Source organism: Streptomyces sp. NRRL S-350, assembly GCF_000719705.1.
In the GTDB taxonomy this organism is placed as follows: Bacteria; Actinomycetota; Actinomycetes; order Streptomycetales; family Streptomycetaceae; genus Kitasatospora.
The window spans coordinates 21,716-47,039 of sequence record NZ_JOHO01000005.1 but is presented as its reverse complement, the minus strand read 5'-3'; the positions used below and the strand labels follow the sequence as shown (position 1 = coordinate 47,039).

Here is a 25,324-nt window from a genome sequence, read left to right as displayed (position 1 = left end):
GCCGGCGGGGGGCGGGGCGGTGCCCCGGGCACCACGCCCGGTCGGAAAGCCCGGCCACCCCAGTAGACTTCCGGGGTGGCCGGGCGGATCAGGGACGAAGACGTACAGGCGGTGCGCAGCGCACTGCCGATCGACGCGGTGGTCGGCGACTACGTACAGCTCACCAACGGTGGCGGCGGTGAGTACAAGGGCGTCTGCCCCTTCCACGACGAGAAGTCCGCCTCCTTCTACGTGAACCCCGCCAAGGGCGTCTTCCACTGCTTCGGCTGCCAGGAGAACGGCGACACCATCGCCTTCCTGATGAAGATCGAGCACTTCACCTTCGCCGAGGCCGTCGAGCGGATGGCCGCCCAGGCGGGCATCACCCTGCGCTACGAGGAGGGCGGCTACAGCCCCCGCCACCAGCAGGGCGAGCGCACCAGACTGGTCGAGGCGCACAAGGTGGCCGCCGCCTACTACCAGGAGCAGCTGGCCTCGCCGGAGGCGGAGATCGGCCGCCGCTTCCTGGCCGAGCGCGGCTTCGACGAGGAGGCGGCGAGGACCTTCGGCGTCGGCTACGCCCCGGTCGGCTGGGAGCACTTGGTCCGCTACCTGCGCGGCAAGGGCTTCACCGACAAGGAGATCCTGCTCGGCGGCCTGGCCTCGCAGGGCCAGCGCGGCGGCCTGACCGACCGCTTCCGGGGCCGGCTGGTCTGGCCGATCCGGGACATCGCGGGCGAGGTGGTCGGTTTCGGTGCCCGCCGTCTGCGCGAGGACGACAACGGCCCGAAGTACCTGAACACCCCCGAGACGCCGATCTACAAGAAGTCCCACGTGCTGTACGGCATCGACCTGGCGAAGAAGGAGATCGCCAAGTCGGGCCGGGCGGTGGTGGTCGAGGGCTACACCGACGTGATGGCCTGCCACCTGGCCGGGGTCACCTCGGCGGTGGCCACCTGCGGCACCGCGTTCGCCGAGGACCACATCAAGATCATCCGTCGGCTGCTGATGGACACCTCGCAGTACCGGGGCGAGACGGTCTTCACCTTCGACGGCGACGCGGCCGGGCAGAAGGCCGCCCTGCGCGCCTTCGAGGACGACCAGAAGTTCGCGGCCAAGACCTCCATCGCGGTCAGCCCCGGCGGCATGGACCCGTGCGAACTGCGCCTCGCCCAGGGGGACGAGGCGGTCCGGCTGCTGATCGACAACCCCGTCCCGCTGTTCGAGTTCGCGCTGACCTCGGTGGTGGCCCGGCACCGGGTGGACACCCCGGAGGGGCGTTCGGCGGCGCTGGAGGAGGCGGCCCCGATCGTCGCCAAGATCAAGGACCGCTCGATCCAGCACGAGTACGCCGTCCGCCTGGCCGGCATGCTCGGCATCCTGGACGAGCAGTTCGTCGTCCGCCGGATCTCCCAGCTGGCCCGCTGGGACCGCGAACGCCAGCAGAACCCGCGCGGTGGCGCCGCCCAACGCCGCCCGGAGCCGGCGCAGCCGGCGCGCCCCGTGCAGCCCGCCTTCCGGCTCAACCCGCGCGACCCGGCCCAGTTCGTCGAGCGCGAGCTGCTCAAACTGGCGCTGCAGCACCCGGACCTGGTCAGCCCGGCCTTCGACCACTACGGGGACGACGAGTTCCCGACCCCCCCGTACACCGCCGTCCGCCAGGCCATCGCGAAGGCGGGCGGCGCCGCCTACGGGGCGACCCTGCCGGACTTCACCAGCGCGGTGCGCGAGGCGGCCCCGGACGACCAGGTGCGCTCGCTGGTCACCGAGCTGACCGTCGAGCCGGTCCGGTCGCGCCGCAAGGCGGACGCGATCTACGCGGGCGAGTTCCTGGTCAAGCTGCGGCTGCTGGCCGTGGACCGCCGGGTCGCCGAGGTCCGCGGCTACCTCCAGCGGCTCGGCCCCCGCGCCGACGCCGAGCAACTGCACGCGGTGCAGACCGAGTTGTGGCAACTCCAGCAGTACGGCCAGCAGCTGCGCAGCCAGGGCGCCGCGGCGCTGTAGCGCGCCGCCGAGCCGGCGCTCGGAGCGCCGCCGGGCAGAAAGTCGGCGCACGAGTCTCGGCCACGGAGCGTGGCGTACCGCACACTGGAAGGCGTCCCACCTCCCACCAGCGCGGGTCCGCCAGAGTCGCGCCCGCCCCGAGGGGATGCCCGTGGAGCAAGGCCTCGCCGCAGCGACCACCACCAGTACGAGCGCGGAAACCGCCGGACAGGCCGGGGAACAGGACGCCGACCACGGCCGGGCCGGGTCGGCGCCCCCGGACGGCGCGAGGATCCCCACCCAGGGACTGCCGGAGGGCCACCCGGACAGACCGGAACGCCCGGAGCGCCCGGACCCCGAGCCCGACGCGGCCACCGACCCGGACACCGACGCCGACCCGGACATCGACACCGACCCGGACGCCGATGTGGACGCCGGCGCGGCGGACGAGCGCCGCGCCCCGACCGAGGGCGGCCCGGCCGCCGACCTGCTGCGTCAGTACCTGCGCGAGATCGGCCGGATCCGGCTGCTCACCGCCGCGGAGGAGGTCGAGCTGGCCCGCCGGGTGGAGGCCGGCCTGTTCGCCGAGGAGCGGCTGAACGGCCACCCGACGCCGGCCGACCCCCTGGCTGCCGAACTGGACACCCTGGTGGTGCGCGGTCGGATCGCCAAACGCCGGCTGATCGAGGCCAACCTGCGACTCGTCGTCTCCGTCGCCAAGCGCTACGTCGGCCGTGGGCTGACCCTGCTGGACCTGGTCCAGGAGGGCAACCTGGGCCTGATCCGGGCGGTGGAGAAGTTCGACTACACCCGCGGCTACAAGTTCTCCACGTACGCGACCTGGTGGATCCGGCAGTCGATGAGCCGGGCGCTGGCCGACCAGGCCCGGACGATCCGGGTGCCGGTGCACGTGGTCGAGCTGATCAACCGGGTGGTCCGGGTGCAGCGGGGCCTGCTGCAGGAGCGCGGCGTGAAGCCGACGGCCGCCGCGATCGCCGCGGCCCTGGACCTGACCGAGGAGCGGGTGCGGGAGTTGCTCCGGCTGGCCCAGGAGCCCGTCTCGCTGCACACCCCGGTGGGCGCGGAGGACGACGTCGCGCTCGGCGACCTGATCGAGGACGCCGATGCCGCCTCACCCGCCGAATCCGCGACCTTCCTGCTGCTGCGCCGGCACCTCGACGCGGTGCTGGCCACCCTGGGCGAACGGGAACGCCAGGTCGTCCAGCTCCGCTACGGGCTGGACGACGGCCGCCCGCGGACGCTGGAGGAAATCGGCGCGGTGTTCGGTGTGACGCGGGAGCGGATCCGGCAGATCGAGTCGAAGACGCTGGTCAAGCTCCGCGACCACGCCTTCGCCGACCAGCTGCGCGGCTACCTCGACTAGGACGGCCCCGGCGCGATGGCCGTGGCCGGTGCGGTCGCCGGTGCCGTGGTGGCCGTGGCCGCCGGTGCGGTCGTCGCCGCCTCCCCACCCGTGCCCGGGGGCGGCGAGGCGGGGCCGATCGGGATCGGGGTGGAGGCCACCACCGAGGCCGGGTCGGAGACGGCCGCGGTGCAGTCGTGCCCGGCCGGCTGGTAGCCGCAGACCTTGAAGACGGCGGCCGGGTCCGCCGCGTTCAACATCGGCGAGTAGTTGTCGTAACCCCAGTGGATGAGCGCCGTCTCGCTGTCGCCGACGCCGTCGGTGATCGTCGCGTAGTCCTTCGGCTCGCCCTCGGTGATCGCCGCCCAGGCGGCCCGGCAGGTCTGGCTGTACCGGAGGTAGACGACGACCTTGCCGATCACCTGGGTCTGCAGTGTCCGGGCGTCCTTGCCGCAGCCGGTGGTCTTCGGGTCCTTGTGCGCGCAGCCGACGGCCTGGCAGGCGGGTTCGGTCGGGTCGGGCTTGGCAGCGGAGGTCGCTTCGGCGGTCGGGGAGGGTTCGGCGGCCGCCGAGGCCTGCCCGTCGTGCCGGGAGATCCGCAGGCCGACCAGCACCAGCAGGAGAGCCAGTACGGCCGCCACGGAGAGCAGTGCCGCCGGACGCCGGCGCCAGACGGCGCGGGCGGGCTCGGGGGCTTCCTCGGCCACCGCACCGTCGGTCCCGGCCTCCGCCGGGGCGGGCTCCTCCGGAGGGGTTCCGGTCTCCCCCGGAGCGGTCTCGCCCGGAGCGGGCTCCTCCGACCGCGTCCCGGTCTCCGCCGGGGCGGCCTCCTCGGAGTCGACGGCGGACGGTGCCCGGGCACCGTCCGCCCCGACGGCCGGCTCGTCGGTCGGCTCCACCGCCTGCCGCCACCGCCGGCGCAGCTCCGCCGCGTCGCAGTCCACCGCCCGGATCAGCGCTTCCAGGGCCTGCTCGGTGACCACCCGCTTGCCGTTCAGCCAGCGCTCCCAGGAGGCCCGGCTGTAGTGGGTGCGCGTGGCCAGCTCGGACAGCGAGAGCCCGGCGGCATCCTTGATGGCCCGGAGCTCCTCCGCCAGGTGTCGGGCGGGCTCGGACAGCTCCTCGGGCAGCTGCTTCCAGACGGAACCCACTGCGGTGCTCCAAGTCACGAACGGGGGACGGGGACCGGGACGGGGGCGGGCGGGTGACGGGGCCCGGCCGGGGCCGTCCGGTTGTCTCCCCCTTCTCCAACCTCGGCGCAGCGGCCTCCCAAACCCCAGGTCATGGCGTTGAGACGGACGGAAGTGTCTCACAACCCCCGGGAACCCTCGAATGGTCATGCGTTCGTCGTGCAGAGTTGCCCGGCCGGTGCGCTTCGCTGCCCGGCAGCCTGGTTCGGACCCGACCGGTCAGCCGTCGTCGGGTCCGGCATCCGGTCCCGGATTTCCCCCACGGGCCGGGGCAGCCTCGCGGGGGGAGGCTGCCCCGGCCGTCCGGGACACCCGACGGGAGGGTGCTTCACCGCACCCTCCCGTCGTGGCGGCGTCCACGGGCGGGCGGCTCCCGGCCGTGGACGCCGTCGTCAGTGGTGGAAGGCCGACCGGGCCGGCACGCCGAACTCCTTGAGCGGGACGGGCTGGCGCCGCAGCTCCGGCAGCAGCCGGTGGAGGTCGTTCAGCAGCAGGTCCGCGAGGTCCCGGGAGAAGCCGTTGCGGCACACCACCCGCAGCACCGCCAGGTCCTCCCGGTTCGCGGGGAACTTGTACGCGGGCACCTGCCAGCCGCGCTCGCGCAGCCGCCGTGAGACGTCGAACACGTCGAACGGGACGTCGCCGTCGGTGGTGAAGGCGAACACGGGTAGCTGGTCGCCGTCGGTCAGCAGCCGGAAGCAGTCCAGTTTGCCGATCTCCCCGGCCAGGTAGGTGGCGACCTCGCGGCAGGCGCCCTGGACGGCCCGGAAGCCCGCCCGGCCGAGCCGCAGCAGGACGTAGTACTGGGCGATCACCTCCGCGCCGGGCCGGGAGAAGTTGAGCGCGAAGGTCGGCATCTCGCCGCCGAGGTAGTTGACCCGGAAGACCAGTTCCTCCGGGAGCGCCGCCCGGTCGCGCCACAGTGCCCAGCCCACGCCCGGGTAGACCAGGCCGTACTTGTGGCCGGAGGTGTTGATCGAGGCGACCCGGGGGAGTCGGAAGTCCCAGGCCAGCTCGGGGTCGAGGAAGGGCGCCACCATGCCGCCGGAGGCGCCGTCCACGTGCACCGGGACGTCGATGCCGGTGCGTTCCTGGAACGCGTCCAGGGCCGCGCAGATCTCCGCGATCGGCTCGTACGAGCCGTCGAAGGTGGAGCCGAGGATGCCGACCACGCCGATGGTGTCCTCGTCGCAGAGGGCGACGGCCCGCTCGGCGTCGAGGTGGAAGCGTTCGCCCTCCATGGGTGCGGTGCGCGCCTCGACCTCCCAGAAGGTGCAGAACTTCTCCCAGCACACCTGCACGTTGACGCCCATCACCAGGTTGGGCCGGGCCCCGGCCGCGTAGCGCTCGGGGTTGCGGCGCATCCAGCGGCGCTTGAGCGCCATGCCGGCCAGCATGCAGGCCTCGCTGGAGCCGGTGGTGGAGCAGCCGATCGCGGTGTCCGGGTCGGGGGCGTGCCAGAGGTCGGCGAGGATCGCCACGCAGCGCCGCTCCAGTTCGGCGGTCTGCGGGTACTCGTCCTTGTCGATCATGTTCTTGTCGAGGCACTCGGTCATCAGCCGGGTGGCCTGCGTCTCCATCGACGTGGTGACGAAGGTGGCGAGGTTGAGCCTGGCGTTGCCGTCCAGCATCAGCTCGTCGTGGATCAGCTGGTACGCGGTCTCGGCCGGGACGGGCCCCTCGCCGAGCCGGTGCAGCGGTGGGGCGAGCTCCATCGAGCCCAGCGGGTCGGAGGTGGCCGCGAACGGGCCGATGCTCAGCCGGCGGTCGTCGTCGGCTCCCTTGTGCAGCGCCATGGAGTCCTGCCGCCCTTCGCGTCGGTGGCCGTGTCCCGTCCCACGCTTCCACCGGGCGCCGGGTGACGCATCTTCACAGCGGGCGGCCGGGCGGCCGGGCGGTCAGGCCGAGGCCTCCGGGTGGACCTGGTCGCGGGCGGCCCGGTACTGCTGGCGCACCGCCGAGCCGATCGCGAGGTCCTGCTCCCCGTCGGGCTCGACGGTCTCGGCGCCCGGCAGCTCCCACTCCGGCGGCTCGGGGGTGCCCGCCAGGGCCCAGGCGGCCTGCCGGGCGGCTCCGCGGGCGGCGTGCGCGCCGGGCGGCGGCACCACGACCGGCACGCCGAACAGCATGGGGGCGATGTGCCGGACGGCGGGCAGCCGCCCGGCGGTGCCGAGCAGGAACACCCGCTTCACCTCGACGTTCTGGGCGCGCAGCACGTCCAGGGCGTCCGCGATGTTGCACAGCATGCCCTCGACGGCGGCCCGGGCGAGGTGCTGGGGGGTCATCGCCTCGGCCCGCAGACCGGTCAGGGTGCCCGCCGCGTGCGGCAGCGCGGGCGTCCGCTCGCCGTCCAGGTACGGCAGCAGCACCAGCCCGTACGCGCCGGGCGAGGAGTGCAGGGCGAGGTCGCTCAGGCCCTCCAGGTCGCGGCCGAGCAGTGCGGCGGTGGAGAGCAGCACCTGGGCGGCGTTGAGGGTGGCGACCATCGGCAGGTGCCGGCCGCTGGCGTCGGCGAAGGAGGAGACCAGGCCGGAGGCGTCCACGACGGCGTTCTCGTGCACCGCGAAGATCGTCCCGGCGCTGCCGAGCGAGACCACCGCATCGCCGGGGCCGAGGCCCAGGCCCAGCGCGGCGGCCATGTTGTCGCCGGTGCCGGCCGAGATCAGCAGTCCCTCGGGGGTGTGCCCGGCGGGCTCGGCGGGCGGAAGGACGTCGGGCAGCCTGAGTTCGTGGCCGAGCGCGAGTTCGACGAGGTCCTGGCGGTACTCGCCGGTGATCGGCGACCAGTAGCCGGTGCCGGAGGCGTCGCCGCGGTCGGTGGTGCGGCGCCTGGGGTGGCCGAGCAGCTGCCAGACCAGCCAGTCGTGCGGCAGCAGCACCTCGGCGACCCGGCGGGCGTTGGCCGGCTCGAACTCGGCCAGCCAGCGCAGTTTGGCGATGGTGTACGTCGGGGCCGGCACCGCGCCGATCGCGGCGGTCCAGGCGGCGGGGCCGCCGAGGGCGTCCAGCAGCTTGGCGGCGGCGCCGCTGGAGCGCGGGTCGTTCCACAGGATCGCGGGGCGGACCTGCACGCCGCCCGCGTCCAGGCCGATCATGCCGTGCTGCTGGGCGCTGACGCCGATCGCCCGGACGCCCTCCAGCAGGCCTCCGGCGGCGGCGTCGCCGAGGGAGTGCAACCAGACCTGCGGGTCGGCCTCGCCGGGGCGCAGGTCCTGGTCCTCGGGGACAGGGTGGGGCGCCTTGCCGGAGCGCAGGACGGCGCCGGTGTCCGTGTCGCACGCGACGATCCTGGTGCGGCTGGTCGAGCTGTCTATCCCCGCGACGATGGCCATGTCGAGATCATGCCTCAGCCCGGCCCCGGACGCGTCCGGGCCGGGTGAGCCGTTGCCGGTTCGCGACCGCCGGTTGGGGCGCGCTTTGCCCTGGGCCCGTCGTCCGGGCTCCCGTCCGCGGGGTGGCGGCGGGAGCCCGGCGGCGGGCCCTGCGCGTCACCGCCCCGTCACGGGCGGACGGTGCCCCAGCCGTCGTCCTCCGGCCGGGTCCGGTTGAAGTACGGCACCCGGTCGGTGACGGCCGTCGGCAGCCGGCCGCCGACGCGGTCCGCGACCGCGCCCGCGGCCTTCCCGGCGACCGCCCCGGCCTGCTGCCGGGCCCGGTCGGTCGCGCCCTGCACCGTGGGGTTCTGGGCGATCTGACGGGTGACCTTGGCGATCTGCTCGTAGCGCCGGCGCCCGGCCCGCGAGCCCAGGACGTAGCCGGCCGCGAAACCCGCGGTCAACGACAGCTTCCACATGATCGGATCCACCCTCTCCTGGCGGCCTTCTGCCGCATTGCCCTACCCGTCCGTCGGGGCGGCGAACCGTCCCGCGACCCCCAGCATCCCCGCGTACGGCGCCGGGCGCGCGCGGGGCACGCCGGGCGGCAACCCCGGGGGCAGCCTGGGAAAGCGATTGGCGGACCACCCCCCCGAGTGCGCTAATGTATGTCCCGCAGCGAGCGCCGCGGAGTCCGGGAAACCGGGGCCGGGGCGGAAGCCGATCCCCCATAGCTCAATTGGCAGAGCAGCCGACTGTTAATCGGCAGGTTATTGGTTCGAGTCCAATTGGGGGAGCTCGGGACGAGGCCCCTCCGGGGCTCCCCTCCCGTCCGTGGTGCAGAAGTCGAGTACCGCGATCCCGCATAGCTCAATTGGCAGAGCAGCCGACTGTTAATCGGCAGGTTATTGGTTCGAGTCCAATTGCGGGAGCTGCACCGGGCCCGCCCGGTGACTGCTCAGAGCGAAGGCCCCTCGGTCACCGGGGGGCCTTCGTGTTGTCTCCGCGCGGTTCCGGGTCCGCCAACGCGCCGGGCGGGGAGGGCCGCGCCGCCCGCCCGGGGCCGGGGTCAGGCCGTCGCCTCCCGGTAGAGGTCGGCGACCCGCTGGTCGAAGGTGACGCTGTACGAGGTGCCCGAGGTGCTGCCGCCCTCCTCGTAGCCGCCGATCACGCCGACCACGGCGCCGTTCTCGGCCACCCACGGGCTGCCGCTGGTGCCGTCGGTGTAGCCGCCGCAGTCGAAGCGCTCCTGGGTGGCGCTGTGCGAGCGGGTCCGGACCGCGCAGGTGATCGGCTCGTCGCTCGCGTTCGGGTAGCCGGTCACGGAGACCGGCAGCCCGAAGCCCCGGCCGGTGCCGAGCGGGTTGCCGCCCACCGCGTCCTCGACCTGTCGGCCGTCGACCGGGCCCACGGTGACGAAGGCCACGTCGTACTCGGGGTCGTCGTCCGCCGCCCAGTGCGGGTCGACGGTGACCGTCCGCACCGGCCAGGTCCCGTAGGGGGCGGACCCGTTGCGGTAGCCCGGCGTGAAGACCAGGCCGCCCAGCACGCCGATCCGGCGGCTCTGCACGCAGTGTGCCGCGGTGACCAGCAGGTTGTGCCGGGGGCTCTGCACGACGCTCGCGGTACAGGCACGGGGGCCCTGCGCGGTGTGGATGGAGAGGGTGCCGATCCGGTCCCGGTCGGCGCTCTGCCGCGCGACCTCGGCGGTCGGTGGCGCCCCGTCCTGCTGACCGCTGCACGCGGTGCCGGCGGCGAGCAGCAGGACGGCCAGCGCGGCCGCTCGTGCCGGGTGCGCGGGCCGTACCTGGCGGGGCGCCATCGGGGCTCCGTCTCGTTCCTCGGGGGCGGGCACCGGACTGTGCGTTCCACCGTTCGTCAGGAAGATCTACCAGGCCGTGCCCGGCGGTGCCACCGCCGGGTTGCGGTGTCGGCCCGGTCAGCCGGTGGCGCGGTCGTACAGCGCCTGGACGCGGTCGCCGAAGTAGCTGCTGTACGAGGTGTCGGGGCTGTTGCCGCCCTCCTGGTAGCCGCCGATCACGCCGACGGCGGTGCCGGTCCTGGTCGCCGGGTCGAAGTCGGTGACCCAGGGGCTGCCGCTGGTGCCGCCGGTGTAGTCGGGGCAGTCGATCCGCAGCTGGGTGGGGCTCTGCTCGGAGGTGGTGTTGGAGCAGGTGATCGGCACCTCGCTGCTGCCCGGGTAGCCGGTGACCCGCACCGGGAGCCGGTAGCCGCGGTTGACGCCGAGTCGGTTGGCGCCGAGCACCTGCTGGACCTGCTGCCCGTTCTGGGCCTGGACGACCGCGAAGGCGACGTCCACGTCCGGGTCGGCGTGGTCCTTCCAGGCGTCGTCCACGGTGACGGCGAGCAGCGGCCAGACGCCGCTGGGGGTGTCGCCGTCCCGGTAGCCGGGGACGAAGACGAGGTCGCTGCGCCGGCCGAGCTTCGGATCCCACACGCAGTGGGCGGCGGTGACGATGAGGTTGAGTCCGGCGCTGTCGATCACGCTGGCGGTGCAGAAGTGGTCGCCGTCGGCGTTGCGGGTGAAGAGCGCGCCGACCAGTCCGTTGAGCACGGTGGGCTTGGCGGTGCGGGTGACCCCGGTGCGCCGGCCGACCGCGCCCTTGAACCGCTGCCTGGTCCAGCCGTGGCCGCCCCCCGGGGCGGCCGACGCCGAGGCGGCCGTGGCCGGGGCCGAGGTGACCGTGGGCGCGCCCCCGCCGGGCCCGGCCGAGGTGGTGCAGCCCGCCGCGGCCAGTACCGGGGCGAGCACCCAGGCCGCGACCCCCTCCCTACGTCTCGTCATCCGCCCAGGCTGCCCCGGACCGGCGCTCAGCCGCCACCCGGGCTGCACCGCCCGGAGGCGCACGCCCTCCCGTACCCGGGTGCGCCCCCGGCGCGCACCACGGGTGATCGACCGGCTATGCTGCCCGGGACGGCCTCGCTGGGGCCGTCTGCTGCTGCCGTGGCCGATGACCGGCGCGCGGCGAACCGGGGCGGTAGCTCAGCCGGTTAGAGCAGGGGACTCATAATCCCTTGGTCGTGGGTTCGAGTCCCACCCGCCCCACCTTCGCGATGGACGACGAGGGTCGTCCGACCCCTCCGCGGGCAGGCCCCTGAGCTGGGCTCGGCCGCCTGCGACGACGCAGAGTCTAGGACGCGGCCACCTCCTCTCCCGGGTGGCGCGCCGGAATTCACCCGCCTGTGGGCATCGGTCCCGGCGTCCTTCCGACGGTTCCCCGCCTCCGTCCCCCTCGGTGCCCCCGCTGCCGACCCCTGGCGCCGTGCGCGAAAAAAGTGATATCACTTTGACAGCTGCAGCGGACACTCGCGCAGCTGACGCCCGCACAAGGGGGATGGGTTCCATGGCCACACCGCGTCACGCCGTCGAGGACGGTGCCGTTCCGGACCTTCCGGTCCCCAGGATCACCGAACGGGTCATCACCGGGGCGGCCGGGCTGCCGATGCTCTTCGGTTCGCTGTCCGGCGTGGTCGCGGGCGTCGGGTCGATCGTCGCCGGGGCGGTGCAACTGGCGCACGGGCAGCAGGGGTTGGGCGCGGCGCTGATGGTGCTCGGGTCGGTGCTGGCGGTGACCTCGCTGGTGCTGCTGGGCGGGCTGACGGTGGTCTCGCCCGGTCAGGCCCGGGTGGTCCAGCTGCTCGGGCGCTACCGGGGCACCATCCGCGCCGAGGGGCTGACCTGGATGAACCCGTTCACCAGCCGCCGGCGCATCTCCCTGCGGATCCGCAACCACGAGACCGAGACCACCAAGGTCAACGACGCGGACGGCAACCCGATCGAGATCGCCGCCGTGGTGGTCTGGCAGGTCGAGGACACCGCGATGGCCGTGTTCGAGGTGGACGACTACACCGACTTCGTCGCCATCCAGACCGAGACGGCCGTCCGGCACATCGCCACCAGCTACCCGTACGACGCCCACCACGAGGGCCAGTTGTCGCTGCGCGACGGTGCGGACGAGATCGCCCGCAAGCTCTCCGCCGAGATCGCCGAGCGCGTCGCCGCGGCCGGGGTGCGGGTCGTCGAGTCCCGGATCACCAGGCTCGCGTACGCGCCGGAGGTCGCCCAGGTGATGCTCCAGCGCCAGCAGGCCGGAGCCGTGGTGGCGGCGCGCAGGCTGATCGTCGAGGGCGCCGTCGGTATGGTCGAGGAGGCGCTGGACCGCCTCGCCGAGCGCGACGTCGTCGAACTCGACGAGGAGCGCAAGGCGGCCATGGTGAGCAACCTCCTGGTGGTGCTCTGCGGCGACCGCGGTACCCAGCCCGTCGTGAACACCGGTTCCCTCTACCAGTAAAGGCGCGGCAGTGGCGACGGAACGGAAGAAGATCCTGCTGCGACTGGACCCTTCAGTTCACGACGCACTCGCCAGATGGGCCGCGGACGACCTGCGCAGCACCAACGCGCAGATCGAGTTCCTGCTCCGCCGGGCCCTCACGGCCGCGGGCCGGATGCCCGGCGGCGCGAACCGGCTTCCCCGGCGCGGACGCCCGCCCAAGGAGAGCCCGGAGGACGGCGGCTCCGACGAGAGCTGACCGGCGACCGGGCGCGCGACCACCTTTCGGAGACCGACATGGACCTGCCCGCCACCCTCCCCGAGAAGCTGTACCTGTTGGCCTACCACCCCGAGCGCGAGCGGCTCACCGCCACCGACCGGCTCGACCTGGTGGTACGGGCGGCGGCGCTCACCGAACTCCTGCGGCGGGGCCTGGTCCGTGAGGACGGCCGGTACCCGGTCGCCGTCGCCGGCGGGCCGACCGACGGCCTCGACCCGCTCACCGCCGCGCTGCTGGAACGGATCCGGCAGGAGCGCCGGCGCAGCTGGCAGAGCTGGATCGGCCGGAGCCGGGGCTCGACGTCCCGCGCCGCGCGCGTGGTCCGGGACGGCCTGGCGGCGGACGGCCGGATCCGGATCGAGCAGCACCGGCTGCTCGGACTGTTCCCGTGCGCCCGGGTCGTCCTGGCCCAGCCCCGGCTGCGCAAGTCGCTCGTGGCGTCGCTCGGTTCGGCGCTGAGGGGCCCGTTCAGCCGGGTCGACCCGGAGGACGCCGCCCTGGTCGCCCTGGTCGACGCGGCCCAGCTGGGCTCGGCGCTGAGCCGGCGCGAGAGGCGCGAGTTCCGGGCCCGCATCGAGAAGCTCGCTCCCGCCGCCGGTCCCGTCCCGCGCGCCCTGCGCCGGGCCGTCAACGCCAGGCGCTCGGACGTGTCGGCCGGGGGCTGAGCCGCCCCACCCCGGGCCCGGCCGCCGACAGGGCGGCCGGGCTCCCGCCGTGCGCGGGCCCGTAAGCTGGCCGGGTGCTCGAACCCGCCCTGCTGCCGACCCCGCTGGTGGACTGCACCGACGAGGTGTTCGCCCGGGCCGGGGTGGAGCTGCGGCTCAAGCGGGACGACCTGCTGCACCCGACCGTTCCCGGCAACAAGTGGCGCAAGCTGGCCCCCAACCTGGCCGCCGCCGTCGAGCGGGGCCACACCCGGCTGCTGACCTTCGGAGGGGCGTACTCGACCCACCTGCGGGCCGTCGCGGTCGCCGCCGGGGCGCTCGGGCTGGAGAGCGTCGGGCTGGTGCGCGGCGAGGAGCTGGCCGACCGGCCGCGCAACTGGTCGCTGCGGGCCGCCGAGGCGGCCGGGATGCGGCTGGAGTTCCTGACCAGGGCCGCCTACCGGGAGGCCACCGGCCGGGCCGGCGGCGAACCCGGTACGGAGGACCTTCAGCGCCGCTGGGGCCCCTGCCTGGTGCTCCCGGAGGGCGGCTCCAACGCCCTGGCCGCCGTCGGCGCGGCCGCGATCCCCGCCGAGCTGCCCGACCTGGGCGAGCGCGACCTGGTCTGCTGCCCGGTCGGCACCGGCGGCACCCTGGCCGGCGTCGCGGCGGGCCTGCCGCCGGGGGCGCGGGCGCTCGGCGTGGCCGTGTTGCGCGGCGGCGAGGGCTACCTGGAGGCGGAGGTCTCCCGGCTCCACCGGGCCGCCTACGGCCGCGAGTTCGGGAACTGGCGGATCGACCACGGGCACCACGGGGGCGGCTACGGCAGGGTACCGGCGAGCCTGGCCGCCTTCGCCGAGCTGTTCGAGCGCCGCCACGGCATCCCGTTGGAGCGCCGCTACGTCGCCAAGCTGCTGGCCGCGCTGGCCGACCTGGCCGGAGCGGGTGCCTTCCCGCCCGGTACCCGCCTCACCGCCGTGGTCACCGGGCTGCCGGACCCGGACCCGGACCCGGCACCGGACCAGGACCAGGACCAGGAGTAGGGCGTCAGCCGAAGGTCAGGTCGGCGCAGGGGTCGGTGTCGGCGTTGCGGGTGTTCTCCGCTATGCCGGTGGGGACGGCGGAGGGCTGGGGGGCGGGGGCGCCGGTAGCCGTGCCGGGAGCGGCACCGGGCCCCGGGCTCGGGGAGGACACCGAGTCGTTCCGGCCGGCCGCGGGACTGTAGTCGGCGCCGAGGGTGACGGTGATCGCTCCCGAGCCGGGCTCCTCGACGGCCCGGGCGCCGGGGAAGAGCGCCGCGACCTGGTCGGCGGTGGTCTTCAGGGCCGGGTCGTAGGCGATCCGGGTGGTCTGGTGCCCCGGCTCGTTGGCGCCGAGCGTGACGTTGCGGAAGCCCCGGCCCTTGAGCGCCTCCGCGCCGGAGCCGGCCAGTCCGGCGGTGCCGACCCCGTTGACCACGGTGACGGGTGCCGCGGCCTGCTCGGGAGTGAGCGGGGTGAGCGGGGCGTCGGCGCCGCCCGTCGCGCCCGGGCCGGCGGTGGGGGAGGTGGTCACCTGGCCCGTCCCGGTGGTGCTCTGCCCGTCCAGGGTGCGGTCCTCGCGCAGCAGCTTCCAGAGCGCGTCGGCGTCCGGCTGGACCAGTCGCACCCGCTCGCCGGCGAAGCGCCAGGGCGCGGTGACGAAGGTGACGTCGGAGAGCTTGATGTCCTGCACCGAACGGGCGAAGTCCACCAGCTTCATCGCGGTGCCCAGCCCCTCGTCCACGGTGAGCGACTTGGTGGCCGCGTCGGCCAGCGGCAGCAGGGTGGGCAGGGAGAAGCCCTGGCTCTGGACCTTCCTGACCATCGAGGAGAGGAAGGCCTGCTGGCGCTTGATCCGGCCTATGTCGGAGTTGTCGCCGATGCCGTGGCGGGCCCGGAGGTAGTCCACCGCGGACTGGCCGGAGAGCTTCTGCAGGCCCTTCTTGAGGTGGATGCCGTACTGGTTGACGTCGTTGGGCACGCAGGCCTCCACGCCGCCCACGGCGTCGGCCATCGCGGCCGCGCCCTTGAAGTCGACGACGACGGTGTGGTCGATCCGCAGCCCGGTGAGCTTCTCCACGGTGTTCTGCGTACAGGCCGGGTTGCCCTGCGGGTAGTCGCCCACGGTGAAGGCGGAGTTGAACATCTGGTCGGTCTTCGGGGCCGTCCACGTGCCGTCCCGCAGCTTGCAGGACGGCACGGTGAGCAGGGTGTCGCGCGGGATGGAGACGCCGACGGCGTGCTTGTGGTCGGCGTAGACGTGCACCACGATCGCGGTGTCCGAGTGGCCGACGCCCTCCTCGCCGCCGCCCAGCGAGTCGTTGCCGTTGTCGCGGGTGTCCGAGCCGAGCAGCAGCACGTTGACGGGGACGGAGGCGCCCGGGCTGGCCGGTACGGGGGCCGGCGGGCGTTCGGTGGCGACGCCGCCCGCGTCGAAGGTGGTGATGTTGCTGTCGAGCCGGTGGTAGAACCAGGCTCCGGCACCCACGACCGACAGCACCAGAACGGCGGCCAGGCCGATGGCGGTCCGCAGGTAGCGGCGTCGGCGCGTGCTGGTGCTCATCCTCCGTGCCCCCCGTCCTCAGGTCTCTCGCGTTCGATGTTCGAACGTTAGACGTTCCGGAAGGCCGTTCGGTTACCGCCGAAGGGCGAACGGTTCGCCCGGCGGACCTGTGATGCTGGTCACGCGCCGGGGCCGGCGGCGCCCGCGAGCATCCGCCGGAGCAGGTCGCGCAGGACCGTCCGCTCCTGCGAGCCGAGCGCTGCCAGCGGCTCGCGGGCGAAGTTCAGCGACTCGCGCAGCTCCTCGGAGGCGGCCGAGCCGGTGGGGGTGGCGGCGACCAGCTTGACCCGGCGGTCCTGCCGGTCGGCCTCGCGCGTCACGAAGCCGCGGGTCTCCAGCCGGTCGACGATGCCGGTGATGTTGGACGGCTCGCAGCTGAGCGTCTGGGCGATCTGGCGCATCGGCATCGGCCCGCGCCGCAGCAGGGCGAGCACCTTGGCCTGGGCGCCGGTGAGCGAGCGGGCGGCGGCGGCCTCCTCGTACTCGCGGTGGAAGAGCGCGACCAGGTTGGCCATCAGGTCGACGACCTCGCGGGTGATCTCGTCGGGCTGCGGCGTGGCGTCCTGGGTCGGCTGAGTGTCCATGCTCCAGAGTCTACCTGAAAAGTTGACAAGGTGAACCTTTCATGTCCATCGTTACTTAAGTTTCTCAACCTTTCATGCAGCTGACCGCAAGGAGCATCATCCATGGCAGAGCAGGCCACTCCCGCGACCGCCCGTGAATGGCACCTCGCCGCCCGCCCGCAGGGTTGGCCGGTGCCGACCGACTTCGCCCTCGTCGAGGCCCCGGTCCGCACCCCCGGCCCGGGCGAGATCCTGGTCCGCAACGCCTTCCTCTCGGTCGACCCGTACATGCGCGGCCGGATGAACGACGTGAAGTCCTACGTGCCGCCGTTCCGGCTCGGCGAGGCCATGGACGGCGGCGCCGTCGGCTACGTCGTCGCCTCGGAGGCCGAGGGCTTCGCCCCCGGCGACGCGGTGCTGCACGGCCTCGGCTGGCGCGAGTACGCGACCGTCGACGCCAAGCGCGCCGTCAAGGTCGACGCCTCCGCCGCCCCGCTCTCCGCCTATCTCGGCGTGCTCGGCATGCCCGGCCTGACGGCCTACGCCGGCCTGCTCGCCGTGGGCGGCCTCAAGGAGGGCGACAAGGTCTTCGTCTCCGGCGCGGCCGGCGCGGTCGGCTCGCTGGTCGGCCAGATCGCCCGGCTCAAGGGCGCCTCCCTGGTGGTCGGTTCGGCCGGCTCCGCGGAGAAGGTCGCCAAGCTGGTGGACGAGTACGGCTTCGACGCCGCGTTCAACTACAAGGACGGCTCGGTCGCCGAGCAGCTCGCGAAGGCCGCCCCGGAGGGCATCGACCTCTACTTCGACAACGTCGGCGGCGACCACCTGGAGGCCGCGATCGGCGCGCTCGGCGTGCACGGCCGCGCGGTGCTCTGCGGGGCGATCGCCCAGTACAACGAGACCACCGCACCCGCCGCCCCGCGCAACCTCGCGCTCGCGATCGGCAAGCGGCTGCGCCTGGAGGGCATGCTGGTCGGCGACCACGCCGCGCTCCAGCCGCAGTTCGTCGCCGAGGTCGCGGGCTGGCTCGCGGCCGGTGAGCTCCGGTCCGACGAAACCGTGGTGGACGGTTTCGAGAGCGCCGCCGAGGCCTTCATCGACCTGCTGCGCGGTGCCAACACCGGCAAGATGGTCGTCCGCCTGGAGAGCTGACGCCCAGTCAGGGCCTCTGACCGCCCCGCCGCCCCCACCGGGCGAGCGGGGCGGTTCGCTGTCGGAAGGTTCGCGGTCGGGCGCAGGGCGCGCGGTCGCACTACCGCAATCGGGCCGGATCCGAAAGTGCGTCAGCCACGGTGCGGGGCGGCGCGGTACGGTGGTCCCGCCCGGCGATGGGGCCGTTCGGGGGAGAGATCCGGCCGAGGGGTAGACCTCGTTGAGGATTCGACTAGCATTGAGCGAAAGCCTGTCCGTTTTGCTCAAATTAGTGGCTTAATGTCGGCTAACGTGGGTAACTGTGGATCACCTGCAGGCATACGAGGCAGCTGGGGAAGGCGACCCTCGTCCACAGCCTGGAGGTCCCGGTGACGACACGTGGAGTTCTGTACATCCACTCCGCGCCCCGCGCGCTGTGCCCGCACGTCGAGTGGGCCGTCGCGGGGGTGCTCGGTGTGCGGGTGAGCCTGGACTGGATCCGCCAGCCGGCCTCACCCGGCCATTGGCGTGCCGAGCTCTCCTGGCAGGGAGAGCCCGGCACGGCCTCGAAGCTCGCCTCCGCGCTGCGCGGCTGGCAGCTGATGCGGTACGAGGTGACCAGCGAGCCCTGCGCCACGGCGGAGGGCGAGCGCTACAGCAGCACGCCCTCGCTCGGCATCTTCCACGCCGTCACGGGCATCCACGGCGACATCCTGATCCCCGAGGACCGGCTGCGCGCCGTCCTGCTGCGCGCCCGCAGCGAGGGGGCCGACCTGGAGGCCGAGATCGCCCGGCTGCTCGGCAAGCCCTGGGACGACGAGTTGGAGCCGTTCCGGTACGCGGGTGAGGGCGCGCCGGTGCGCTGGCTGCACCAGGTGGTCTGAGACCGGCAGGACCGGTTCGGCGGACACGACGAAGGGGCCGGCGCTCGCGGAGAGCGCCGGCCCCTTCGTCGTGTCCTCGTGGCTTTGCGGCCTCGCGGAGGTCAGCGGGTGCGGAAGGCCAGCACCACGTTGTGGCCGCCGAAGCCGAACGAGTTGTTCAGCGCCGCGATCCGGCCCTCGGGCAGCTTGCGGGCCTCGCCGCGCACGATGTCGGCGTCCACGTCGTCGTCCAGGTCGTCGACGTTGATGGTCGGCGGGGCCAGACGGTGGTGCAGCGCCAGCACGGTGGCGACGGTCTCGACGCCGCCGGCGCCGCCCAGCAGGTGGCCGGTCATCGACTTGGTGGCCGAGACGGCGATGTGGTCGAGGTCGTCGCCGAGCTCCTTGCGTAGGGCCTTCAGCTCCGCGGTGTCGCCCTGCGGCGTCGAGGTGGCGTGCGCGTTGACGTGCACGATCTCGGCCTTGTCCAGCTGGGTGCGCTCGAACAGGTCGGCCAGCGCGCGGGCCACGCCCGCACCGGTGGGCTCGGGCTGGGCGATGTGGTGGGCGTCCGAGGACAGGCCCTGGCCCACGGCCTCGCAGTAGATCCGGGCGCCGCGCGCCTCGGCGTGCTCGATCGACTCCAGGACCACCACGCCGGCGCCCTCGCCCAGCACGAAGCCGTCACGGGCCTTGTCGTACGGGCGGGAGGCGTGCTGCGGGTCGTCGTTGTTCTTGGACATCGCCATCATGCTGGCGAACGCGGCGATCGGCAGCGGGTGGATCGCCGCCTCGGTGCCGCCGGCCACCACGACGTCGGCGCGGCCGGTACGGATCATCTCGATCGCGTAGCCGATCGCCTCGGCGCCGGAGGCACAGGCGGAGACAGGGGTGTGCACACCCGCGCGGGCGCCGACCTCCAGACCGACGTTGGCCGCCGGGGAGTTGGGCATCAGCATCGGGACGGTGTGCGGGGAGACCTTGCGGGCGCCCTTCTCCTTCAGTACGTCGTACTGGTCGAGGAGGGTGGTCACGCCGCCGATGCCGGAGGCGACCACGGTGCCCAGGCGTTCGGGGGCGAGCTTGGAGGACTCGTCGGTGGCGGGGGTCTCGTAGCCGGCGTCGGCCCAGGCCTCGCGGGCCGCGATCACGGCGAACTGGGCCGAGCGGTCCAGCTTGCGGGCCAGCGGGCGCGGCAGGATCTCGCCGGGCTCGACGGCGGTGCGCGCGCCGATCCGGACCGGCAGCTCTTCGGCCCACTCCTCGGTCAGGGCCGCCACACCGGACTTCCCGGCGACCAGGCTCTCCCAGGTGCTGGCGGCGTCGGCGCCCAGCGGCGTGAAGGCGCCGATACCCGTGACGACCACGGTGCGGTTTTCAGCGGTCACTGGTTTCTTCTTCTCTCACGTTTGTGCGGGGGGTCGGCGGGAGCCGAGGACGGGCCCGGCCGGGCGCCCCAGTGGGGCGTCCCGGCCGGAGGGGTCGGCCTGGCTCGGGTGAGCCGGGCCGACAGGTCAGCCGTCGGAGGCGTGTGGAACGCCGGACGGGCCGGCCGAGGCGAACGAGTGGATCGTTCAGGCGGCGGCGTTGGCGAGGATGTAGTCCACGGCGTCGCCCACGGTCTTCAGGTTCTTGACCTCGTCGTCCGGGATCTTGACGTCGAAGCGCTCCTCGGCGGCCACGACGACCTCGACCATGGACAGCGAGTCGACGTCCAGGTCGTCGGTGAAGGACTTGTCGACCGCGACGTCCTCGACCGGGATGCCGGCGATCTCGTTGACGATGTCGGCGAGACCGGACAGGACCTCGTCCTTGGTAGCCATACTGGCTGCTCCTCTGCAGTGTTGAACGCGTCCGACCGGCGGCCGGACACAGGTTTGTGGATGAGTGGGCGAAACGCGCCTAGGGGAGCGTAACGACTGCCGCGGCGTACACGAGACCCGCCCCGAACCCGATGATCAGCGCCAGGTCCCCGCTGTGGGCCTCGCCGGCCTCCAGCATGCGCTCCATCGCCAGCGGAATGGAGGCGGCGGAGGTGTTTCCGGTCTCGGCGATGTCGCGGGCGACCGGCACCGACTCCGGCAGCTTGAGCGCCTTGATCATGGCGTCGGTGATCCGCATGTTGGCCTGGTGCGGGATGAACGCGCCGAGCTGGTCGGCGGTCACCCCGGCGGCGTCCAGCGCCTGCTGGGCCACCTTGGCCATCTCCCAGACCGCCCAGCGGAAGACCGGCTGGCCGTCCATCCGCAGGGCCGGCCACTTGACGCCCTGCTCGGGGTGCTCGCCCGCGCCGTTGACGGCGTCGGGCTTGGCGAAGGCGGTGTCCCACGCCTCGGTCTGGGTGATCAGGTCGGCCTGCGAGCCGTCCGAGCCCCAGATCAGCTTGCCGATGCCGGGGACGTCGGACGGGCCGACGATCGCGGCGCCGGCGCCGTCGCCGAAGATGAAGGCGGTCGAGCGGTCCGACCGGTCGGTCAGGTCGCTGAGCCGCTCGACACCGATCACCAGCACGTACTCGGCGTTGCCGCCGCGGATCATGCCGTCGGCCAGGCCCAGGCCGTAGCCGAAGCCGGCGCAGGCGGCCGAGATGTCGAAGGCCGGGGCGGTGCCGCAGCCGAGCCGCTCGGCGATCTCGGTGGCGACCGCCGGGGTCTGCTTGAAGTGCGAGACGGTGGCGACGATCACGCCGCCGATCCGGTCGGCGGAGATCCCGGCCTGCGCGATGGCCTTGCCGGCGGCCTGGACCGACATCTCGGTGACGGTCTCCTCCGGGCCGGCCCAGCGGCGCTCGGCGATCCCGCTGCGGGTGCGGATCCACTCGTCGGAGGAGTCGATCCACTCCAGGACCTCGGCGTTGGGAATCACCCGGACCGGGCGGTAGCCGCCGACGCCGAGGATGCGCGAGTACTGCGCGCCGCCGGCCGGGCGGATCTGGGGCTTGGTCATGCCTGGGTCTCCTGGTCCTGGCCGCCGTGCTCCGCGACGAGCTCGCGGGCCCTGTCCAGGTCGGCGGGGGTCTTGAGGGCGAGCGTGGCCACACCCTTGAGGTTGCGCTTGAGCAGCCCGGTGAGGGTGCCCGCGGGCGACAGCTCGATCACGGCCGTCGCGCCCAGCTGCCCGAGGGTCTCCATGCAGAGGTCCCAGCGGACCGGGTTGGAGACCTGCGACACCAGGCGCGCGAGCACCTCGGCGCCGGAGTCCACCACCCCGCCGTCCTTGTTGGAGACGAAACGGACCTGCGGGTCGGCCGCGGTCAGGGTCGGGGCCAGTTCGGCCAGCCGCTCGACGCCGGGGGCCATGTGCTCGGTGTGGAACGCACCGGCCACCTTCAGGGCGATCAGCTTGGCGCCGGCCGGCGGGTCCGCCTTCAGCGCCTCCAGCTGGGCCAGCGTGCCGGCGGCGACGATCTGGCCGCCGCCGTTGTTGTTGGCCGCGGTCAGGCCGTGCTCGGCCAGCTTCGCCGCGACGGCCTCCGGGTCGCCGCCGAGCACGGCGGTCATGCCGGTCTCGGTGACGGTGGCGGCCGCGGCCATGGCCCGGCCGCGCTCACGGACGAAGGCCAGCGCGTCGTGGGCGCTGAGCACCCCCGCACCGGCGGCGGCGGTGATCTCGCCGACGCTGTGGCCGGCCACCGCGCCGACCTGCTTGCGGGCGAGTTCCTCGTCCGGGAAGAGCGCACGGGCGGTGACCAGGCCGGCCGCGACCAGCAGCGGCTGGGCGACGGCGGTGTCCTTGATGTCCTCGGCGGACGCCTCGGTGCCGGCGTGCACCAGGTCGAGCCCGGCGACATCCGACCAGCCGCGCAGGCGGTCGGCGACGCCGTCGAGCTCCAGCCAGGGGCTGAGGAAACCGGGGGACTGGGCACCCTGTCCAGGGGCGACGATTACGAGCACGGTTCAACCCTCTCTCGCCAGGCGCCCAGGGGCGGGTAGGCGACGGTAACGAAGAAAACCATCCGGGATTGTATGGTCCCTACACTCCGGCTCAGCCGGGCTCGCCGACGGCGGTCAGCCGGCCGAGGGCCAGTGCGATCCGCAGGGTGAACGCCGAACGTACGTCGGAGGGGGCGTACCCCGTGACGTCGGTCACACGTCGTAGCCGGTAGCGCACCGTATTGGGGTGGACGAAGAGCATCCGGGCGGCGCCCTCCAGGGAGGACGCCTGCTCCAGGTACACGCTCAGCGTCTCCAGCAGCGCGGAGCCCGCCTCGTCCAGCGGTGTGTAGATCTCCTCCACCAACTGGCGGCGGGCGGCCTGGTCGCCGGCCAGCGCGCGCTCGGGCAGCAGGTCGTCGGCCAGCACCGGCCGGGGGGCGTCCGGCCAGGCGGCGCAGGCCCGCAGGCCGGCCGCGGCCGCGTGGGCCGAGCGGGTCGCCGAGAGCAGGTCCGGCACGGTCGGCCCGACCACCACCGGGCCCGGCGCGAACTGGCCGATCAGCGCCCTGGCCGCCTGCACCGGCTCCTTGTCGCCGCCGACCACGACCACCAGGCGCTTGCCCAGCACTCCGGTCAGCACGTGCAGCTTGGCGTAGCGGGCGGCCCGACGGATCGCCTCGACCACCAGCTCGCTGTCGCCGTCGGGAGCGCTGCCCACCACCACCCGGATCTGGCTGGGCTGGCCCCAGCCGAGCGCGGCCGCGCGGGACAGGACCCCCTCGTCCGCGTCCCCGGACAGCAGCGAGTTGACCACCAGCGCCTCCAGCCGGGCGTCCCAGGCGCCGCGCGCCTCGGCCGCCTGGGCGTACACCTGGGCCGTGGCGAAGGCGATCTCCCGGGCGTAGACCAGCACCGACTCGCGCATGTCCGCCTCGTCGCCGGGCGCGGCCACCTCCTCGATGGCCTCCTCCATCACCTCGATCGTGGTGCGGATCAACTCGACGGTCTGGCGCAGGGTGATCGCCCTGGTGAGCTCGCGCGGGGCGGTGCCGAAGACATCGGTGGAGATCGCCTTCGCCGCCTCGGGGTGGCGGTACCACTCGGTGAAGGCGGCGATGCCGGCCTGGGCGACCAGGCCGATCCAGGAGCGGTGCTCCGGCGGCATCCGCCGGTACCAGCCGAGCTGGTCGTCCATCCGCGCGATCGCGGCGGTGGCCAGCTTGCCCGCGGACTTCTCCAGCCGCTTGAGGGTCGCCGCCCGGCGCTCCGCACGCTCGGCGGCGTTTCTGCGCTCCTGAGCCGTCAGGCGGGGCGCCGCGCGGCCGGGGCGGTCGCGGCCCGGCCGATGGGCCGGGCTCTTCCCGGTCGGTTCGGGTACGGGGCTGGGTTCGCTCTGGGAGTTCGCGGAAGCGGCTGGCACAGGGACAAGCCTGCCTCACGTGAGTGACTGCTCGTGCACACCCCCCGGCCGTGCGGCGCCGTGGCACGAGTCACACGCGCGAGCCGACGGGCGCCCCGGCGCCCGGGGACGAACCGGTCGGCGGGGGTACGGTAAGGCGCGTGACCGACGCCGCTGACCGCCCCCGCGCCGACCTGCGCCGCACCGCCGAGCGCTACCGCTCCACCCCGGCCGAGGGCGTCGAGACCCGACACGCGTTCTCCTTCTCCGGCCACTACGACCCGAGGAACACGCACTTCGGCGCACTGCTCGCGTGCAACGAGGAACTCCTCGCCCCCGGTGCCGGGTTCGAGGAGCACAAGCACCGGGACACCGAGATCCTCACCTGGGTGCTGGAGGGCGCGCTGGCCCACCGGGACTCGCACGGCCACAGCGGGGTGGTCCGCCCCGGGATGATCCAGCACCTCAGCGCCGGCTCCGGCGTCACCCACACCGAACGCAACGTCGGCGGCGCCGCCGGCCCGGTCCGCTTCGTCCAGATGTGGCTCCAGCCGGACGAGTTCGGCACCGCCCCCGCCTACGGACTGCGCAGGGTGGAACCGGCGGACGGCGGGTTGACGCTGCTCGCCTCCGGGCTGGAGCGCGACGCCGGCACCGGCGCCCTGCGGCTGCGCCGTGGCGACGCCGCGCTCTGGCTGGCGACCGCCGGGCCGTGGCAGCCGCTGCCCGAACTGCCCGCCGCCCCTTGGCGATACGCGCACCTGACGGCCGGCTCGCTGGGCTACCGGACCATCCCGGGGCCCAAGGGGGGCGGTCGTTCGATGGCCTCGGGCGACAGCGTGCGGATCACCGGCGAGGCCTTCGCCGACCCGACGGCGGGCGAGACCGGCGCGGAACTCCTGCTGTGGGAGATGCACTCGCCGGTCTCGTACGGCTAGGGCCGCCGGGGCGGGCGGGGCCGCTCGGCCCGTCGGCCTCGTGCGCGGGCCCCGCTCAGCCCTCCAGTTCGGCGAGCACCGCGTCCGAGAAGGCCGGCCAGGCCTCGACGGCCCAGGGCCCGAAGTCCAGGTCGGTCAGGGCGATGCAGGCCGCGCCCGCCTGCGGGTCGACCCACAGGAAGGTGCCGGACTGGCCGAAGTGGCCGAAGGTGGCGGGGGAGTTGCCGGTGCCCGTCCAGTGCGGACTCTTGCCGTCGCGGATCTCGAAGCCGAGGCCCCAGTCGTTCGGGCGGCGGTGGCCGTAGCCGGGCAGCACGCCGCTGGTGCCGGGGAAGGCGACCTCGCGGGTGGCCCGCCGCACGGTGGACGGGTCCAGCAGCTTGGGGGCCTGCAGTTCGGCGGCGAACCGGGCGAGGTCGGCGACGGTGGACAGGCCGCCGGCTCCGGCGGGCGACTTGTGCGCGGTGTTGATCAGGGTGTCGGCCATGCCGAGCGGCTCGAACACCGCTTCGGCGGCGTAGCGGGAGAACTCGATCCCGGCGGCCTCGGACAGGGCCCGCGCCAGCGCGTCGAAGCCCGCGTTGGAGTAGAGCCGGCGGTTGCCCGGCTCGGCGAACACCCGGTCCTCGTCGAAGCCCAGGCCGGAGGTGTGCGCGAGCAGGTGGCGGACGGTCGCCCCGGGCGGCCCGGCCGGGTCGTCCAGCTCGAACACGCCCTCCTCGACCGCGACCAGGGCCGCGTACGAGCTGAGCAGCTTGGTCACCGACGCCAGCGGGAACAGGTGCTGCTGCGGTCCGTGCGCCCCCAGCACCGCGCCGTCCGCCCCCCGGACCACCGCCGCCGCGGCATGGGGCACCGGCCAGTTCTCGATCATCCGCAAGCTCTCCATGGGCCCGACTCTAGTGCGGGCCGGAGACTGGTGGCGGGGGC

General features: G+C 73.8%; 23 protein-coding genes and 3 tRNA genes. 12 read left to right on the top strand and 14 right to left on the bottom strand.

Annotated features, from left to right (window positions below; genetic code table 11):
* Positions 1 to 75: 75 nt before the first annotated feature.
* Together dnaG and IF30_RS0107090 are read left to right on the top strand one after the other, a co-directional pair.
* Positions 76 to 1,983: a DNA primase gene (gene dnaG / locus IF30_RS0107095; protein WP_030233545.1), complete on the top strand. Its 1,908-nt coding sequence runs from the start codon at positions 76 to 78 to the stop codon at positions 1,981 to 1,983.
* 145 nt (positions 1,984 to 2,128) lie between these two features.
* Positions 2,129 to 3,346, top strand: a complete 1,218-nt coding sequence (locus IF30_RS0107090; protein WP_107054341.1) for an RNA polymerase sigma factor — start codon at positions 2,129 to 2,131, stop codon at positions 3,344 to 3,346.
* On the opposite strand, the gene IF30_RS0107085 is transcribed toward IF30_RS0107090, so the two are convergent.
* The 4 genes from IF30_RS0107085 to IF30_RS0107070 all read right to left on the bottom strand — a co-directional run bounded on the left by IF30_RS0107085 (position 3,343) and on the right by IF30_RS0107070 (position 8,320).
* Positions 3,343 to 4,476, bottom strand: coding sequence for a helix-turn-helix domain-containing protein (locus tag IF30_RS0107085; protein WP_030233540.1), 1,134 nt, complete (start codon positions 4,474 to 4,476; stop codon positions 3,343 to 3,345). The genes IF30_RS0107090 and IF30_RS0107085 overlap by 4 nt on opposite strands.
* Before the next feature lie 431 nt (positions 4,477 to 4,907).
* Positions 4,908 to 6,311: a glutamate decarboxylase gene (locus IF30_RS0107080; RefSeq protein ID WP_030233537.1), complete on the bottom strand. Its 1,404-nt coding sequence runs from the start codon at positions 6,309 to 6,311 to the stop codon at positions 4,908 to 4,910.
* A 102-nt stretch (positions 6,312 to 6,413) separates the two neighbouring features.
* Positions 6,414 to 7,847 (bottom strand): FGGY family carbohydrate kinase, encoded by a 1,434-nt coding sequence (locus IF30_RS0107075; RefSeq protein WP_030233534.1) that lies wholly within the window; start codon positions 7,845 to 7,847, stop codon positions 6,414 to 6,416.
* Between the two features lie 167 nt (positions 7,848 to 8,014).
* Complete coding sequence (locus IF30_RS0107070) at positions 8,015 to 8,320, bottom strand: hypothetical protein (RefSeq protein ID WP_324605621.1); 306 nt, start codon at positions 8,318 to 8,320, stop codon at positions 8,015 to 8,017.
* 233 nt (positions 8,321 to 8,553) lie between these two features.
* Between IF30_RS0107070 and IF30_RS0107065 the strand changes: the two genes are divergently transcribed.
* Both IF30_RS0107065 and IF30_RS0107060 read left to right on the top strand, forming a co-directional pair.
* Positions 8,554 to 8,626, top strand: a tRNA-Asn gene (locus tag IF30_RS0107065).
* A 62-nt stretch (positions 8,627 to 8,688) separates the two neighbouring features.
* Positions 8,689 to 8,761: transfer RNA gene (locus IF30_RS0107060), tRNA-Asn, on the top strand.
* 137 nt (positions 8,762 to 8,898) lie between these two features.
* Here IF30_RS0107060 and IF30_RS0107055 read toward each other — a convergent pair.
* Positions 8,899 to 9,651 (bottom strand): trypsin-like serine peptidase, encoded by a 753-nt coding sequence (locus IF30_RS0107055; RefSeq protein ID WP_030233528.1) that lies wholly within the window; start codon positions 9,649 to 9,651, stop codon positions 8,899 to 8,901.
* Positions 9,652 to 9,768: 117 nt separating this feature from the next.
* Positions 9,769 to 10,635: a trypsin-like serine peptidase gene (locus IF30_RS0107050; protein WP_030233525.1), complete on the bottom strand. Its 867-nt coding sequence runs from the start codon at positions 10,633 to 10,635 to the stop codon at positions 9,769 to 9,771.
* 187 nt (positions 10,636 to 10,822) lie between these two features.
* On the opposite strand from IF30_RS0107050, the gene IF30_RS0107045 reads away from it, so the two are divergent.
* The 5 genes from IF30_RS0107045 (at position 10,823) to IF30_RS0107025 (ending at position 14,088) form a co-directional block, all read left to right on the top strand.
* A tRNA-Ile gene (locus tag IF30_RS0107045) sits at positions 10,823 to 10,896 on the top strand.
* Positions 10,897 to 11,194: 298 nt separating this feature from the next.
* The gene (locus IF30_RS0107040) at positions 11,195 to 12,142 is read left to right on the top strand and encodes an SPFH domain-containing protein (protein WP_030233522.1); all 948 of its coding nucleotides are present in this window, start codon (positions 11,195 to 11,197) and stop codon (positions 12,140 to 12,142) included.
* 10 nt (positions 12,143 to 12,152) lie between these two features.
* Positions 12,153 to 12,380, top strand: a complete 228-nt coding sequence (locus tag IF30_RS0107035) for a hypothetical protein (RefSeq protein ID WP_037899235.1) — start codon at positions 12,153 to 12,155, stop codon at positions 12,378 to 12,380.
* Positions 12,381 to 12,418: 38 nt separating this feature from the next.
* On the top strand, positions 12,419 to 13,066 hold the full coding sequence (locus IF30_RS0107030) for a GOLPH3/VPS74 family protein (protein WP_030233516.1): 648 nt from the start codon (positions 12,419 to 12,421) through the stop codon (positions 13,064 to 13,066).
* A gap of 74 nt (positions 13,067 to 13,140) precedes the next feature.
* Positions 13,141 to 14,088 carry a 1-aminocyclopropane-1-carboxylate deaminase/D-cysteine desulfhydrase gene (locus IF30_RS0107025; protein ID WP_030233513.1) on the top strand — a complete coding sequence of 316 codons (948 nt, stop codon included), beginning with the start codon at positions 13,141 to 13,143 and terminating at the stop codon, positions 14,086 to 14,088.
* A gap of 4 nt (positions 14,089 to 14,092) precedes the next feature.
* Here IF30_RS0107025 and IF30_RS0107020 read toward each other — a convergent pair whose 3' ends face one another.
* Both IF30_RS0107020 and IF30_RS0107015 read right to left on the bottom strand, forming a co-directional pair.
* Positions 14,093 to 15,628 carry an LCP family protein gene (locus IF30_RS0107020; protein WP_063752526.1) on the bottom strand — a complete coding sequence of 512 codons (1,536 nt, stop codon included), beginning with the start codon at positions 15,626 to 15,628 and terminating at the stop codon, positions 14,093 to 14,095.
* A gap of 119 nt (positions 15,629 to 15,747) precedes the next feature.
* A complete protein-coding gene (locus tag IF30_RS0107015; RefSeq protein WP_030233507.1) occupies positions 15,748 to 16,212 on the bottom strand; it encodes a MarR family winged helix-turn-helix transcriptional regulator in 465 nt (154 codons plus the stop codon).
* 102 nt (positions 16,213 to 16,314) lie between these two features.
* On the opposite strand from IF30_RS0107015, the gene IF30_RS0107010 reads away from it, so the two are divergent.
* Both IF30_RS0107010 and IF30_RS0107005 read left to right on the top strand, forming a co-directional pair.
* Positions 16,315 to 17,340 carry an NADP-dependent oxidoreductase gene (locus IF30_RS0107010; protein WP_030233504.1) on the top strand — a complete coding sequence of 342 codons (1,026 nt, stop codon included), beginning with the start codon at positions 16,315 to 16,317 and terminating at the stop codon, positions 17,338 to 17,340.
* A 368-nt stretch (positions 17,341 to 17,708) separates the two neighbouring features.
* A complete protein-coding gene (locus tag IF30_RS0107005) occupies positions 17,709 to 18,203 on the top strand; it encodes a DUF3145 domain-containing protein (protein WP_030233500.1) in 495 nt (164 codons plus the stop codon).
* A gap of 101 nt (positions 18,204 to 18,304) precedes the next feature.
* Here the strand turns inward: IF30_RS0107005 and fabF are convergent, their stop codons facing one another.
* From fabF to IF30_RS0106980, 5 genes are all read right to left on the bottom strand, one after another.
* The gene (gene fabF, locus IF30_RS0107000; protein WP_030233498.1) at positions 18,305 to 19,570 is read right to left on the bottom strand and encodes a beta-ketoacyl-ACP synthase II; all 1,266 of its coding nucleotides are present in this window, start codon (positions 19,568 to 19,570) and stop codon (positions 18,305 to 18,307) included.
* 186 nt (positions 19,571 to 19,756) lie between these two features.
* Entirely contained in the window at positions 19,757 to 20,005 is a 249-nt protein-coding gene (locus tag IF30_RS0106995; protein WP_030233495.1) for an acyl carrier protein, read from the bottom strand.
* Between the two features lie 79 nt (positions 20,006 to 20,084).
* Entirely contained in the window at positions 20,085 to 21,128 is a 1,044-nt protein-coding gene (locus IF30_RS0106990) for a beta-ketoacyl-ACP synthase III (RefSeq protein WP_030233493.1), read from the bottom strand.
* On the bottom strand, positions 21,125 to 22,075 hold the full coding sequence (locus IF30_RS0106985; protein WP_030233490.1) for an ACP S-malonyltransferase: 951 nt from the start codon (positions 22,073 to 22,075) through the stop codon (positions 21,125 to 21,127). The genes IF30_RS0106990 and IF30_RS0106985 overlap by 4 nt, the downstream gene beginning before the upstream one ends.
* A gap of 91 nt (positions 22,076 to 22,166) precedes the next feature.
* Complete coding sequence (locus IF30_RS0106980; protein ID WP_051709432.1) at positions 22,167 to 23,363, bottom strand: PucR family transcriptional regulator; 1,197 nt, start codon at positions 23,361 to 23,363, stop codon at positions 22,167 to 22,169.
* Between the two features lie 254 nt (positions 23,364 to 23,617).
* Here IF30_RS0106980 and IF30_RS0106975 point away from each other — a divergent pair, with 254 nt between their 5' ends.
* Positions 23,618 to 24,394, top strand: a complete 777-nt coding sequence (locus IF30_RS0106975; protein WP_030233485.1) for a pirin family protein — start codon at positions 23,618 to 23,620, stop codon at positions 24,392 to 24,394.
* Positions 24,395 to 24,449: 55 nt separating this feature from the next.
* On the opposite strand, the gene IF30_RS0106970 is transcribed toward IF30_RS0106975, so the two are convergent.
* Complete coding sequence (locus IF30_RS0106970; RefSeq protein WP_030233481.1) at positions 24,450 to 25,283, bottom strand: serine hydrolase domain-containing protein; 834 nt, start codon at positions 25,281 to 25,283, stop codon at positions 24,450 to 24,452.
* Between the last annotated feature and the right edge of the window lie 41 nt (positions 25,284 to 25,324).